Source organism: Endozoicomonas sp. OPT23, from assembly GCF_009653635.1.
GTDB lineage: Bacteria > Pseudomonadota > Gammaproteobacteria > Pseudomonadales > Endozoicomonadaceae > Endozoicomonas_A.
On the sequence record NZ_PPFD01000002.1, the window covers coordinates 815,944 to 830,869 of the forward strand.

The 14,926-nt window shown below is 48.2% G+C and carries 12 protein-coding genes; 7 read left to right on the forward strand and 5 right to left on the reverse strand.

Annotated elements, in window-relative coordinates; genetic code table 11:
- Positions 1-141: 141 nt before the first annotated feature.
- The 3 genes from zipA (at position 142) to EOPP23_RS05530 (ending at position 3,927) form a co-directional block, all read left to right on the forward strand.
- Positions 142-1,206 (forward strand): cell division protein ZipA, encoded by a 1,065-nt coding sequence (gene zipA / locus EOPP23_RS05520; RefSeq protein ID WP_153764937.1) that lies wholly within the window; start codon positions 142-144, stop codon positions 1,204-1,206.
- A 99-nt stretch (positions 1,207-1,305) separates the two neighbouring features.
- Entirely contained in the window at positions 1,306-3,348 is a 2,043-nt protein-coding gene (ligA, locus tag EOPP23_RS05525; RefSeq protein WP_228550569.1) for an NAD-dependent DNA ligase LigA, read from the forward strand.
- A gap of 9 nt (positions 3,349-3,357) precedes the next feature.
- A complete protein-coding gene (locus tag EOPP23_RS05530) occupies positions 3,358-3,927 on the forward strand; it encodes a hypothetical protein (RefSeq protein WP_228550570.1) in 570 nt (189 codons plus the stop codon).
- Between the two features lie 12 nt (positions 3,928-3,939).
- Here EOPP23_RS05530 and EOPP23_RS05535 read toward each other — a convergent pair whose 3' ends face one another.
- Positions 3,940-4,164, reverse strand: coding sequence for a YheU family protein (locus EOPP23_RS05535; RefSeq protein WP_153764939.1), 225 nt, complete (start codon positions 4,162-4,164; stop codon positions 3,940-3,942).
- A 157-nt stretch (positions 4,165-4,321) separates the two neighbouring features.
- Between EOPP23_RS05535 and EOPP23_RS05540 the strand changes: the two genes are divergently transcribed.
- A complete protein-coding gene (locus tag EOPP23_RS05540) occupies positions 4,322-6,049 on the forward strand; it encodes a hypothetical protein (RefSeq protein ID WP_153764940.1) in 1,728 nt (575 codons plus the stop codon).
- Positions 6,050-6,068: 19 nt separating this feature from the next.
- On the opposite strand, the gene tsaA is transcribed toward EOPP23_RS05540, so the two are convergent.
- Entirely contained in the window at positions 6,069-6,788 is a 720-nt protein-coding gene (gene tsaA / locus EOPP23_RS05545; protein WP_370514652.1) for a tRNA (N6-threonylcarbamoyladenosine(37)-N6)-methyltransferase TrmO, read from the reverse strand.
- Between the two features lie 125 nt (positions 6,789-6,913).
- On the opposite strand from tsaA, the gene EOPP23_RS05550 reads away from it, so the two are divergent.
- Together EOPP23_RS05550 and EOPP23_RS05555 are read left to right on the forward strand one after the other, a co-directional pair.
- The gene (locus tag EOPP23_RS05550) at positions 6,914-8,020 is read left to right on the forward strand and encodes an Ig-like domain-containing protein (RefSeq protein WP_153764941.1); all 1,107 of its coding nucleotides are present in this window, start codon (positions 6,914-6,916) and stop codon (positions 8,018-8,020) included.
- Positions 8,021-8,133: 113 nt separating this feature from the next.
- Entirely contained in the window at positions 8,134-8,898 is a 765-nt protein-coding gene (locus EOPP23_RS05555; RefSeq protein WP_153764942.1) for a hypothetical protein, read from the forward strand.
- A gap of 33 nt (positions 8,899-8,931) precedes the next feature.
- Here EOPP23_RS05555 and EOPP23_RS05560 read toward each other — a convergent pair whose 3' ends face one another.
- From EOPP23_RS05560 to EOPP23_RS05570, 3 genes are all read right to left on the reverse strand, one after another.
- Positions 8,932-10,374: a trypsin-like serine protease gene (locus EOPP23_RS05560; protein WP_153764943.1), complete on the reverse strand. Its 1,443-nt coding sequence runs from the start codon at positions 10,372-10,374 to the stop codon at positions 8,932-8,934.
- A gap of 65 nt (positions 10,375-10,439) precedes the next feature.
- Entirely contained in the window at positions 10,440-11,438 is a 999-nt protein-coding gene (locus tag EOPP23_RS05565) for a HupE/UreJ family protein (protein WP_153764944.1), read from the reverse strand.
- Complete coding sequence (locus EOPP23_RS05570; protein ID WP_153764945.1) at positions 11,435-12,415, reverse strand: peptidyl-prolyl cis-trans isomerase; 981 nt, start codon at positions 12,413-12,415, stop codon at positions 11,435-11,437. Before EOPP23_RS05570 ends, EOPP23_RS05565 begins: the two co-directional genes overlap by 4 nt.
- A gap of 226 nt (positions 12,416-12,641) precedes the next feature.
- Here EOPP23_RS05570 and EOPP23_RS05575 point away from each other — a divergent pair, with 226 nt between their 5' ends.
- On the forward strand, positions 12,642-14,864 hold the full coding sequence (locus EOPP23_RS05575) for a DUF3604 domain-containing protein (RefSeq protein WP_153764946.1): 2,223 nt from the start codon (positions 12,642-12,644) through the stop codon (positions 14,862-14,864).
- Positions 14,865-14,926: the final 62 nt, after the last annotated feature.

Genomic DNA, 14,926 nt, shown 5'->3' on the forward strand with positions numbered 1-14,926 from the left:
TGACAGAGAATAACTAACAGGGAATAGTTGTTGTAACGTGAATCTTCATCGTTTTTTTATTGGTTTTTATTTGTTTGTGTTTCAGAGTAAAGTTTCAGGGAGTGCCAGTGGAACTGGCAATCCAGAGCGTATGAAGGCGGCATGGAAATGAGTTTACGTGAATGGTTGGTACTGATAGGGATTATCATTATTGCCGGAGTTCTGGCAGATGGTTATCGGCGGATGCGTCTGGCAAAAAAACGCTCGGAAGAGTTGTCTTTCGGGTTAGAAGACGTAGCCCCTGGTGAAGACAACTACGGTAGTGAGTTGCCCAATGGCGGTGCCAGAAAACTGGCCGGTGACTTTGACGAGTCCTATGAAGGTTCGCATGACAGCGCTTATGAAAAGAGCGCTCGACAGCCAATGGAATCTGTCAGGAGCTGGGCTCGTCAGGAAGAGACTGCTCATCTTCAGGTGAAAGATCGCATTGAGCCGGGGCTGACCGATTTTGATGAGCCTGCTGCAAAACCTGCGCAGCCAGGAAAGAGAGAGCCTGCATCCGGGTACAAAGCGGAAGATGATGTACCAACGCTGACTCAGGTGAATGATCCTGTTGAACGTCAGTCTGTCAGCCAGGAAATGTCCATGGTTGAAGAGATTGAACATGCTCAGGACAGAATAACCGCCGAGCAAACCACTCGAATGGTTCAGCAGGAGCTGGCCATGGAGCCTACGGCTGTTAAACGTGCCGAGAAAAAAGGCAGCAAGAAACAGGAAAAGGCATCGAAGCGTCCTTCTGCCAAAGAAGTACTGGTGATTAACCTGCTGGCTAAGGAAGAGGCATTTGAAGGTTCTGTTTTAATGAAGCAGATTCCTGATGCAGGGCTGAAATTTGGTGAAATGTCTATCTTTCACCGTCATGCCCGTAAGGATGGAACCGGACAGGTTCTGTTCAGTCTGGCTAATGGTGTGGAACCGGGAACTTTTAATATTTCCCGTATGGAAAGTTCCAGCACACCGGTGATCAGTTTGTTTATGGGGCTGCCCGGACCAGCTGAGCCACTGAAGGCTTTCACACTGATGGCAGAAACAGCTAGGCACCTGGCTCTTGACCTGGGTGCAGAGTTGAAAGACGAAGATATGAGTGTGCTGACTCAGCAGACTCTGGAACATTACCGTCAGCGTATCAGGGATTTTGAACGTAAATCTCTGACTCAAAAAGCCTGATCGATTGGGCAGCTCACCTCAGGGCTGCCTCAACCCCTCAATATGTGTAAAAATGCAGTCTTGCAAACAAAGGCTGCATTCTTTTCAGATTCCAATACCATGACTCAAACTTCAATGTTCCCTCAGGATGCAGAGCAGGAAATTCAGTCCCTGCGCGATCAGATCAATGATCATAATCATCGCTACTATGTGCAGGATGATCCGGAAATTACTGACTCAGCCTATGACCGGCTGATGAACCGGCTGAAAGAACTGGAAACAGAACATCCTGATCAGATTACGGCTGAATCACCGACTCAGCGTGTGGGCGCTGCGCCTCTCTCAGCTTTTGGTCAGATTCGTCACGAACTGCCCATGCTGTCACTGGATAATGCTTTCAACGAAGATGATCTGAATGATTTCGACCGTAGAGTGCGGGATCGTTTAGGTAATGCAGAATCCGTTGAGTACGCCTGTGAACCCAAACTGGATGGTATTGCCGTTAGCTTATTGTATGAGAATGGTCGTTTGGTAAGAGGCGCGACCCGGGGCGATGGCAGTACTGGTGAAGATATTACTATGAATGTTCGAACCATTCCTTCCATTCCACTGCAACTGGTGGGCAGCGATTGGCCAGAGCGTCTTGAAGTCCGTGGTGAAATCTTTATGCCACGGGCAGGTTTTGAAAAGCTTAACCAGCGGGCAAAAGCCAGAGATGAAAAAGTCTTTGTAAACCCTCGAAATGCTGCGGCAGGCAGTCTGCGTCAGCTGGACTCACGCGTAACCGCTAAACGCCCTCTGGATATGTACTGCTACAGTGGCGGCATAGTTGAAGGTGGCAGCTTGCCAACAAAACATGCTGATATTCTGGAGCGATTCAAGGATTGGGGGCTTCGTGTAAACCCTGAATTGCGGGTGGTTCAAGGCGCGAAAGCCTGTGCGGATTATTTTGCCCGAATGAGCGAAAAGCGTGATGGTCTGCCTTATGAGATTGACGGCATCGTTTATAAAGTGAACGAACTGGCTCTGCAAGAACGTTTGGGCTTTGTAGCCCGTGCCCCACGCTGGGCTATTGCTCACAAGTTTCCTGCTCAGGAAGAAATGACCATTCTCAAGGATGTAGAGTTTCAAGTGGGTAGAACAGGGGCCATTACGCCTGTAGCCAGATTACAGCCGGTCTTTGTTGGCGGTGTGACTGTCAGCAACGCCACGCTGCACAATATGGATGAAGTGGCACGTCTCGGCTTGAAGATTGGCGATACGGTGGTTGTGCATCGTGCCGGTGACGTGATCCCTAAAGTGGTTCGAGCTGTCGAATCCAAACGTCCGGATGACGCCAGAGATATTGAATTTCCCGATACCTGTCCGGTGTGTGATTCCGAAGTAGAGCGTGACGAAGGTGAGGCGGCTTTCCGCTGTACGGGTGGTCTCTTCTGCTCAGCTCAGCGGAAGGAAGCCATTAAACACTTCTCAGCTCGAAAAGCGCTGGATGTTGATGGTCTGGGCGACAAACTGGTGGATCAGTTTGTTGAAAAAGGTCTGGTTAAAACCGTTGCTGACTTATTCAAACTGACGGTTGAACAGATTTCCGGTATGGAGCGGATGGGTAAGAAATCTGCCACCAATCTGGTTAACGCTCTTGAAGTCAGCAAAAAAACGACACTGGCTCGTTTTATCTATGGTCTGGGGATTCGTGAAGTCGGTGAAGCTACAGCTCAAAGTCTGGTTAGCCATTATAAGGAACTGGATGCCATCAAAGCTGCTACCACTGAACAGTTGCAGGAAGTGGATGATGTCGGCCCTATCGTTGCCTCTCACATCGAGAAATTCTTCCGACAGGAACATAATCTGGAAGTGATTGATGAGCTGCTGACAGTAGGCATTCACTGGGAGCAGGAAGCAGAACCGGAAGAAGGTGCAGAGCAACCGCTTGAAGGTGAAGTCTGGGTGCTGACGGGCAGCCTGCAATCCATGACCCGTGATGAAGGCAAAGCGATTCTTCAACAGTTGGGGGCCAAGGTAACGGGTTCAGTTTCTGCTAAAACCACTGCCTTACTGGCAGGTGAAAAGGCGGGGTCAAAACTGACCAAGGCTCAAAACCTTGGCGTCAGGGTCGTTACAGAAGATGATTTTAATGAATTGCGGGCTGAGTGGGGCATCTAGGAAATGAGAATGGGACTGGCGCTGCTGTTAACAGGGTGTTTATTTCTAACGGGTTGTGCCAGCACCTCTCCGCCTTCGAACCCCAATAATCTCTGCAGTATTTTCAAGCAGAAGAGCAATTGGTATGACTCTGCTTCTGATGCTAACGATAAGTGGGGTACGCCGATCCAGATCATGATGGCGATCATGTATCAGGAATCCAGTTACCGTCATGATGCTCAGCCGCCAAGGCCATGGTTTCTGTTTATACCGTTGCCAAGAAACTCCTCTGCTTATGGTTATGCACAGGCTCAGGACGGTACCTGGGATATGTACCTGAATGAAACCAGTGGCTGGTTCAGGGATCGGGATGATTTTGAAGACGCCATCGATTTTATCGGCTGGTACACCAACAAGACCCGCAAGGTGAACGGCGTTTCACTCTGGCGGGCTGACCTGCAGTACCTTAATTACCATGAAGGTTGGGGCGGCTATAAGCGAGGCTCTCACCGCAGTAAACCCTGGTTGATGTCTACGGCGAGAAAAGTGAAAAGCAGGGCGTCCAATTACGGGGAACAGCTGAGACGCTGCAATCTTTAACGCATAAACTTTTCAGTGACCAAAGGCTGATGCTTCAGCCTTTGGTACGATGTTTACACTCTCTGTTTCCGCATCAAAAACAATTACAGCTTCCCCCACTTTCAATTGTTGAACGACTTGCTGGATTCTTTTCTCCAGAGAAAGGTCATAGCCATTATCCGTGCCATTTCTACTGACAAATTCCGAAACAAGGTTCATCAGGGTGTCCTGCTCGATTTGCTGCCAGGGGATAATCATTGGTGGTTACCGATTTAAGAGACGAGGTCATTATAAACTCATCCTCTCTGAGTTGGACAAATGTACTAATAAAAGGTTCTTAGCAGCAGGAATTAATAAAGAAAAAGTTTAAGAACTGACTATTCTTACTGAGGTGTTGTTTAAGGTAAGAAGTAATATGAAGCCGCAGCTCCTCTCCTGCTTGAAGTTATTTCCTATTGCCATCTGTTTTATGGCCAAAGCCAGTTTTTCGTACGCTGGTTTTGAAGAGCATATACTCGAACATGATCCTCGTTGGGACGGAGCACTGCAGGTACAGCTGCAGGCAAACGGCACCCTACTAGCGAAGGAGGGTGACAGTCTCTGTACCGAGCTTGATGAGCAATCCCGCCTCTGGTTGAAAGTAAGCTTACCTGCGGACCGGGCTCAAGATGTGAATGTGGCAAAGATTCCTTATGCAGAAGATGCCTGCACTCTGGACGGTTGCCCATGGTCGGATGGTTTTCCTTATGAACTGGACGACCTCTATCTCGCAACACCTTCGATGTTAGATGGTTTTAAGCATCAAAAAATTACTACTCATACATCCAATGACGTAGTTCACAGGCTGATAAAAACAGGCGGTAAACCCTATCAGCGAGTATGCCTGAATAAGCAGGCTGTCCGGTCGAATGAGAATTCGACGTTTGAGTTAACAGGCAAATACGCAGGAAAACTGTTAGCGCTCTGGTTGGTCGGAAAGGTAACGAACGATCAGCTTGTTGACTTTAAAAATGGAATGTTCAGTGAAGCAATACAACATTATGGAATGCTGGAAGCGCATGTCAGTTTTGCTACCGATTCAGTCAAATTTCTCCAGACTCATTTTGATTTTAGCCCTCAGCTCAGTAATTGCCTGGTGGCTGCAACCTATGGGCTGGGGTACCTGATCAGCCATGGTTCCGTTAATGCCATTGATCCTGGTAATCTGAACTTTAAAAACAGTGCTGACTTTTTTCTACCTGGGGCAATGGTGGGTGCCGGGATAGAGTGTGCCGATATGTCTATCGTTACGCCTTACATTTCCGAATGGTTCAGTAAGTCTTCGGACAGTCAGCAGTCTGAAATGAGCGCACTGATTTCTGAAATTTTTAAAGGGCCAGGGCTTTTGGCGGCCCTCATCACAACGGAAGGTTTCTTTAATCCGGAAGGTATCTCGGTACTGTTGGCCAAAACGAGAATCAAAACGTCTATAAACACGAAAGTGTTTATAAATAGATATGCACGTAAGAAATTCACTGATCAAAGAGGGCTTGAATTCCTGGTTGATCTGGTTGGAGCCATGGCATTTGAAGGAACTGTTGACAGCTTTGGTGGTGCTTCTACATCGATATTCATGGGTGAATACTATAAGCAGATGGGGCAGGATCAGTTTCGCTGGCAATCTGCAGTTCCTGATGGCGCGAGCTATGTTGATACTGCCTCGTATCTTGTTCTATCGGCTGTAGCATGGCATGTGCTGGAAGGTGTAGTTAACTTTCCTGAGAGAGCAAAGCTGATACCTGCGATAGCTGGCATATTTAACAATGCCTCCCCGGTTTTTTTGAGTAGCTTTGCCGGGCGTCTCTGGAGTGACATCGGATCTTTGGCAGGTGGAGTAGGAAAAATTGGTTCGTATCTGCACAGCACATTTGTACCTGCAACCCCTTTTGTGAGCAAGTCACTGGGGTTGGGGGCTGTCACCAACTTTGCCAAGGGAGGAGCCATGTACGTTGGAGTCAACTATTTTGGAAACTATATAGTTGTTCCGCAAGTCACAAGGTTCAATCGTCATCTAGTCAAAAACACCCAAAGAGGAAGCCTTATGAGGCGCTTCGTTCAGTCGGGTGTGATGTTCACCATTCATTATTCCATGGTTAAAAAGTGACTTAGCAGAAAAGCTACCGTTATGTCTGCTGGTAAGGCTCCAGGTCCATCACAAGGAAGTGATCGCCTTTTGATTCCCAGACTACATTAACATCCCATAAAGCTGATCCATGACGTCTGTCAGTGGTTTCTCTTAGATACGCTGGTCTTGGATCTTGCCCCAGAACCTGTTTGACCAGTTCTACTAATGACCGGCCAGTTCGCTTCTCGTAGCTCAGGCATTTAGCCATAGCCTCTTCGGTAAACTCGACTTCTGCCATCACCGCAGGTAAAGGTGCAAAACCTCCTTTTGCTTCAGGCAGTGCATCGGCATAGGGAAGGTAGGGTTTTATATCGATCACAGGTGTGCCATCCAGCAGGTCAGCCTCAGCCAGCTTCAGAATCAATTTTCCGTTACCGGACTCAATACTCTTCAGACGGACAACAGACAACCCCATCGGGTTGGGTCGATGAGTTGAACGGGTAGCAAATACGCCCACCCGCTGTTTGCCACCCAGCCTTGGTGGACGAATGGTTGGGCGCCAGCCTTCGTCTATGGTCTGGTGAAAGATGAAGTGTACCCAGATATGAGAAAAACCTTCCAATCCTCGAACCAGGTTCTCCTGATTATAAGGCGGTAGCAATTCCAGCTCAGCCTCTGCCGCTGTGACAATGCCAGGCTGACGAGGAATTCCGAACTTCTGCCGATAGCAGGAGTGAATGATGCCAATCTGGTCAAACTGGAAAGGGCTGTTACTCACGGGCTGTCCAAACTAAAAAATTGAGTCAGGAATATAAAGGAATCGCCTGCGTGCATAAAGGAGAAGAGGTCCTGAGTAACAACAGGGTTTTTACTCATTCACCTTGCTCAAGGATGAGGAATCTCATGAAAAGAACAGTGATTTTGTTATTGGGGCTGCTTTTAACAATCAAGCTTTCTGCTGCCGGTCATACGGTGCATATTTTGATGAGTGATAAGGCGAGAAGTTTGTTAAACAATGACAGCCTGCAGGAATTGTTGAACGCCAACAAAAACTACTGGGTGGTCGGCTCTATCTTGCCTGACGGTGGTTATATCAATCATTACAGTTATGCGGAACCTGCTCATTGGCCTGCTTTTCATGTCTCTTACTTCACTTATATTCAGGAACAGTGTTCCGGACAGCTGGAAACTAAAAGGTGTCAGCAGTTGTTTGCCCATATGCTGGGCATGGCAGCGCACGGATTTGAAGACGAGTGCTATGACATACTGCTGGACGACCGGGCAGCAAGAGTCGATCCGAAAGAGCGGCCCGGACCTTTGTCGGCCAGAGATACAATGGTGGATAAATACGCAGTGTATGATTATCAAAATAACTGGAATTTGTTTCCGGTAGCTGTAACGCCAGCAGAGGATGTGTTCAAAGTACTGTCAGAAAGAATGAGGGTCCCTAACGTGGAGCTTGAACACATCAAAGTGGGCGAGCTAACCATGATTTCAGCCTCTTCGCTGGAGCGAAGTATTGTCGGCGTTGCATCCAATTATACAGACAGCATGCTTTATCCATGGTTAAGAAAGACTTATATCACGGGGCCGGGGGGGATAGATTTTTCAGGTAATGCACTGGTCAACCTATGGGGGTTTTACTGGAATAAGTTTCACGGGGTCTCAACAGCGGCCAGACCGACAGTGTTTCCAGCGGATGGCGGTTACATACTGCCGGATAAAAATGATCCCTGGGGACGTTTTACATTTATTTCTGATCGCCCACTGGATACCTGGAGCTTCTATAACAACTATACAGTGGTGCAGGAGCCTTTAGGTATTCCGGTCAAGGGCTGGATTAAACAGCGTTCAGGTTATGTTGTTAATTTTGTGCCTTCTCAGCCTCTGCAGGTAGGGGAAACCTATAAAGCCGTCATATCCAGTGACGTGGTTGATATCTGGGGCGAAAAGATTTTTGAAGAAGATTTCAGCTGGACGGTGACGGTTCAACCTGAAGATAGCTGGTGATGTTAGCCATACTTGCCGGATTGTTATGAACTTTTTCGACCATAGCTAATAGAGTGCTATTCAACTGTTGCAGAAATGGACAACAACAAAACAGTATTGAATAGGAGTAAACTATGGACAGTTTAATTACAGTGAGAAACCCTTCAATCTGGGGCGCTCATCCGTCAGAAAGCGTTAATACAAAAAGCTCTGCTGAAAATCGTGTAGATCAGCTGCAGACAGTACCTCCCAGTCTTCCAAGAACAACATATAGCCAGCAGGGTGAGACTATAGCGACCAGTTTGTTGGAGAGAGCTGTGACTGTTGACGATTACCGCTTACCTTATGAAGCACAGTCTGCACCAACAACTATTCCAGCGAAAATGAAACGACTGGCATTACAGATAAAAACAGGTCTGTCTGTGTTAGGAACGAATGCCTGGAAAGGTATCAAAAGCAGTGTCTCTGCCTGTGTGATACTTGTTTCCGGCGTTGCTGGTGGGTTTGGTGCTGCCTCTGGTGGTGTCGCTGCCATGGTCACAATGAGCGGAGGCCTGTCTATGGGGGCTTTGTTACCGGGTGTGACGATGGGAGCAGCTGCTGCACCATTAGGATGTTTTATTGGAATGGGAACAGCCTTAGCTGTATTAGTTACAGGAGGTGCTACGTATGGCCTTTATAAAGGGGCTAGATATCTCAGTCAGTCTCCGGAGCAACGCTTTGTAAGCGAATATAAGCAGCTTCAGAGCGCTTATAAAAAACTGACCGGCAGGCAGAGTGGATTCTGTATGGAAAGCAGGATGGCTAATGCGGCAAAGATTCAACAAGTGAAAGCTGAGCTGGCCAGCATGAATAACGAGTATGAGCGAATCCTGGTCGCCAGACAGGAGATTGTTTGATACTTCTCTGAAATCTGTAAATAAAAGCTGAAGTTACCAGCCAAAAGGTCGGCGGTGACTTCTGTGAACAGGGTGACGTTTTGCACGGGAATTAAGGTTGAAAGGTTCCGCTCTATCGACCAGCCTTTCGTATTGGTTGTAACTCCGGGTTTTGCCATCAAGCTTTGCAATTATGCAAAGACTGTTGTGGATAATGCCCACCTCACCATGGGCAAGACAGTAAGCTTCACACTCATCTTCATGAGAGTGAATGATGCTAGAGTCTCTGACCTGATAGCAGGTTGTCAGTTCATTCACTGAATGGCCTTGAAGGTTGCCTCGCCACTCAAAAACTGAGTAAGGATTTCCTGTCAGTAGCTGATAGTGGTCAGAAGCGGATGCTTCAGAACTATCATTCAGATAAATACAGCTTCTGGTGTCAGGGTCATATCGGCCAGCTCTGGTTCCAATACGACAGAGAAAGTTTTCTGTCGAATACTCACCAGTTGCCCGCCACGCACCTTCGGGAATTGTGAGGACTTCTGCTTGCTCCCACTTGAAAGGTATCTTGTCAGTGAAGCCTTTGGTGCTGTAGATAAAATCCTTGAATTCAGACAACCGCAGGTAGAGTGCTATATCGCCAGACCGGCCACACCGGTCGGCAGGTTTATATATATGATTGTGACTGCTGATGCTGTTAATGGAAATACCAATGGCTTCCGGATGGCTGTCTAGCAGCGATTCTGCCAGCCAGATGGGGCTGCCACTGTCTCCGGCGCAGCCGTCAACGGTCGGCTGTGTAGGGTTCCCCGTCATCAATGTGAAGCGAAAATCATTGTCAGTCAGTTGTTTCTGGGATTGTTGTGGAAATTGATTTAAATCCAGACGAGTTAGCAGTGTGGGGGCTCCCCATTTAAGCATCATGGGATCTATGCCATCTTCACGGTAGCCCCAGCCAGCGATAAAAACCTGTCTGCTCTGTTGACCTGATTCGCTATTGAGCAGCTCTATCTCATCATCACTGATTCTGTTTAAGTTCAGCTGAAGCTTTGGAATGTTTTCAAACGGGTCTTCTGTCTCCACCAGGGCAATATCAGATTGTTCATCTATCACCGAATTATTTGAATAACCGGGCAGGATATGAATGGATCGAACTCTGCGAAAAGGAAGCTGGTTGCCGTCGAGCTGTTGCAGTGAGAAGTGTATTTCGCTTGGGGCAAAAGGAATGCCATTACTTTCTCTGACGACACAGTGGCGGGCGGTTAACAACCAGCGGTTAGCAATGAGTGCTCCGCTGCAGCTTACTGCATGTTTTGCGTGAGGTTTGGTTAAAGCAACCATCCAGGGCAGGTCTGTTTCACTGACACTTTCGCCATGGACAACTCTTTTGAAGCGCCTGATGTCATCAGATGAGGAGGCAAGGGAAAATATTGAGAGAAGAAAACTGCCCAGTATCAGAGAAAGAAACGGGGCAGTTATTTTTGTACTGATGTTCATACCCACACTCACTGTGTTCAATATCAAACACGGTTTATGAGTGTAGTTCTCGGATCCAGTTTTTGCTAACCAGCCAGTAAAGGCTCAAGGCCCAAACGCTGCCAGAACCATAGTCCAGCTAAGGCACCGCAGGCGTAACTTGGAATCCAGCGCACAAACACCGGCCAGTCGCTTTTAACTTTCAGCAGCAGCTTCCAGGCGGCAACGAACAGTGCAATCACGGCCAGCTGACCAATCTCGATACCAATATTAAATGCAGCCAGTGCCAGAGGAATATCATTGGCAGGCAAACCGAACTCGGCCAGTGCTCCGGCAAAACCCATGCCGTGCAATAAACCAAAGCTACCCGACATTAACCATGGACGCTTTTTAAATGGACTGTTGTCGTCTCTCTTGATCACTTCGGCAGCGGCAACAACGATGCTGAACGCAATGATGGATTCAACCAGCATCACTGGAAAGTCCACATAACCCAGAACCGTCAGAGACAGGGTTACTGAGTGACCCAGTGTGAACAGAGTAATTGTCCAGAACAGTTGACGACCCCAGCCAACCAGTAACGTCAGCAACAGCACAAAGAGTACATGGTCAATGCCGCCTACCAGATGGTCAAAGCCAGACAGCAGATAGGTTTTCATGGTGTCCATGGATTCAGGGGCTGCAGTGATGTTGATGGATGGTTGTTCACTGCTCAGCATGGTGTGCTGGTTGTGTCCGTCCAGACGCTTCATTCTGAACAGAACGCCTGATGGGCTGCCTTCCAGACCGGAGACCTTAAACTCGGCATTTTCCAGTTCGATAGCGGAGCAGTTCATGGTCCACTGACTGATCTGACCTGTGCCTTCGATAGTTTGATTGGGTCTGTCTTCTGCATAACAGCCATTGGGAAACAGTGGCTGAGCCTTTTCTGCGGTATTTTCTTTCAGTGTTGCTTTCCAGGTCACCAGAAATACACCAGGAGCCTGTTCATTTAATGCCCATAAACCGGGAGCCATGGGGTGAGCCTGAGCCTGAGCAGCAAGCAGTGAGAATAGAAAAACAAAAAGAGTCGTCAGCTGTTTCATTGTGCTGCCTCCTGCTGCTGAGTGGCGTTAAGGCTGGTGATTTTCAAAGAAGCAGGTTGTTCTATATCAATCTGATAATCCGCTTTGAACTCGGAGACTTTCTTCGACAGCATTTCAGAGCGGCTTGTTCTCATCATTGCCGCAACAATCTGTTCTTTAACTTCTGGCAGACTCTTATAGTCGCTGTCCTTGCGCTCGTGAACCATTACCGCATGCCAGCCATAAACCGACTCAACAGGGCCTGCCCACTGACCGGCTTTCAGCTCATTAAGTTGACGGGAAAAGTTATCGCCAAATCGTTTGGTAAGCTGGCTCTGGCTCATCAGAGGGAAAGAGTGCCCGCTGAAGAAAACGTCACCCTGTCGTATGGCTTGATCAACAGATTCAGCCGGTGACTGCAGAAACTGTTCGGCTCTCTTTTTGGATGCTTCCTGCTGGCCGGCAAAGAACACCTGGCTGATTTTGAACAGTGCCGGCTTTTTGTAACTTTCAAGATTCTGCTGATAGTACTGTTCGATACTCTCTTGGTCAGGTTGGGCTATAGGGTTTTCAGAAACCAGAATTTCCTGCATGGCACTGACTATATGTTTTCTGGCAACCGGGTCGGTCTGCACCAGTCCTAACAGTTCTGCCTCCTTAATTTGTGACTCAGGCGTGTCGGCCAGTTTCAGAAAGCTACCGAGTTTTTGCAGGCGCACTCGTACTGAGGGTAATTCCTCCAGGCCTCTGTCCATTCCCTCCTGAAACAGAATTTCCTGCTCAAGACTGGATTGAACCAGCGATTCGGTTTGTGTCTTATCAGGCCAGTGTCCGGTTTGTTGATGAAACTGGATTTTCAGGTCCTTGATTTGCTGCGCAGTCATGCTGATGGTCTGAGGAGGTTCCGGTTCTGCAACTAGCCAGAGTAGGGCAATGCCTGTTATCAGACAGTGCAATAATGGCGAGCGAACCAGTTTGCCCAGGGGGTTGGACGACATGAGGTTTCCTTACATTAATTTTTCAATCGACTGTTTTAATGTGTTGAAACTTAAAACTTCCGTAATTGCAGAGTCAAGGAATTCAGGTTAAGTCTGTTGTATTAGCACAATTTTTTACCGTTTTTCGACAATCAGCTAAGTTCTTTCTTGTTTCGTGCATGGTTGTTGGGAGGAGGCTGGGTTTCAATATACACCCCAAAAATCCTAGTGAGCAGAGTCTCGGTCTATGTGGAAAATAATAAAATGGGGGCTGATTGTTATTGCCTCTCTGGTTCTACTTATAGCAGGTGCAGGCTGGCTGGTAGGTTCCGGTATCCTTTACGATTTGCCTGAAGATAAAAAACCGATAGCTGAAGAACGATCAGTCAAAGCGGTCAATGCTGTCACGATACCAGCAGCAATATCTTCAGCCGCTACCTCCTCAACAGCCGCATCCTCAACAGAAAAGAACAAAGAAATTCTGTTCGGTGACCTGCACGTTCACACAAGTTACTCCCTTGATGCAGCCATCTTCGATACACCGGCGGTTAAAGACACCAGCTATAAAACACCGGTCGATGCCTGCGATTATTCCCGGTACTGCTCCGGCCTTGATTTCTGGAGTATTAATGACCACGCGGAAGGAATGACGCCATGGCAATGGGATGCCACAAAACAGGCGATCAGAGACTGCCAGAGCAGTACCGATCCATTGAGCCCGGATATGGTGTCATTTCTGGGCTGGGAGTGGACGCAGGGTTCTACTAACCCTGACCCTGAAAAGCATTACGGGCATAAAAACGTAATGTTCAGGGATATCGAAGAAGGCAAAGTACCTTCCCGCCCTATTTCAGCTAACCCTGAGCATATCGCCCGTAAGGCCAGCCAGTTTCCTGCGGCTGTTCGAGGTCTGGCGCTACTGGCCATGAGTAAGCTGGATATGGAAGGATATGAGTCGCTGGCCAAACACCTGAGTACTCTGGCTGATACCGATAACTGCGCTGAAGGCCGATCTCCTGAATTGCCTTCCAACTGTTATGAAACCGCAGAAACGGCTAAGGAACTGTTTGAAAAGCTGGATCAGTGGAATATGGATGCTATGGTCATTCCACACGGTCTGGCATGGGGTTATACCAACCCGCAGGGCGCTGATTTCAACTATCAGATGGATGAACTAAGCGACAAGTATCAAAGACTTCTGGAAGTAAACTCCGGCCATGGTAACTCGGAAGTGTATCGTGACCTGCCGCTTACTGAAGCTGGTGCAAATGTCTGCGGAGCTCCGGTTGATGGTTATACCCCGTGCTGCTGGCAGGCGGGTGAAATCATCAGGGATCGCTGTGAAGCCAATGGCAATGATACGGCAACCTGTGACCAGAGAGCTGCCGACACACGGGAACTGTATCTGGCGAGTTTCGACCCGGTAGGCCCTTTGAACTACGGATATTCCGTTGTGCCTGACAGCAAGCCTGACGAGTGGGGCACCTGTGATCAGCTGGTAGGCGAATTCCAGCCTGCTTCAGGCTATCAGCCAAAACAGTCTGCTCAATACATTTTGACCTTGGGTGATGAAAGTAATCGTTTCCGTCCGGGCTTTATCGGTTCCAGTGATACCCATTCCGGTCGTGCCGGTAATGGCTTCAAGGAGAAGGGCCGTGTGGGGGTGACTGATGTTCAGGAGTCCGCGGCAGCTCGCAAGACAGAAAAGGCTTTCTCTACCATTGATATTCCACAGAAAGCCAATGGTGGAATGCTGAGTGATAAGGAAGACAGAAACGGTTCTTTCTACTTTACTTCCGGCATGGTGGCGGTTCACAGTGAAGCCAAGGATCGGGACAGTATCTGGGATGCGCTGTACCGTAAAGAGGTTTACGGCACTTCTGGCCCTCGTATCAGCCTGTGGTTCGATATGATGGACGACAAGGATAAGACCTACCCGATGGGCAGCGAGGTATACACCAGCAGTAACCCAACCTTTAAAATCAAGGCAATGGGCAGCATCAAACAGAAGCCGGGTTGCCCTGATTATGCTGTTGAAGCTCTGGGTGCTGACCGAATTGAAAACCTCTGTCTGGGTGAATGCTTTAATCCGGGTAACGAAGCTTACGACATTACTCGTATTGAGATCATCAAGGTATTGCCAAGAATATCTGAGGACGAAAAAGCCTCTGACCTGATTCTTGATCCATGGAAAGTGGTTGAGTGTCAGCCTGGTCAGTCTTCATGCGAAGCAGAGTTTACCGATCCGGATTTCCAGAAGAATGGACGTGAAGCGGCTTACTATGCGCGAGCGGTCCAGGAAGCCACCCCGACCATTCAGGGTGACCCAATGGGTTGTGAATATAACGAAGCCGGAGAATGTGTAAAAACCAATTACTGCCTGGGTAATGGTGACACTGACGACTGTATTTCTGATGTGGAGCACAGAGCCTGGTCTTCACCGGTGTATCTGATGCCTGTGAAGAAATAACGGGATCGAGCCGATTGGATAGTGGGTTGATTCATAACCTGATATTCAATGAGGTGTGAGAA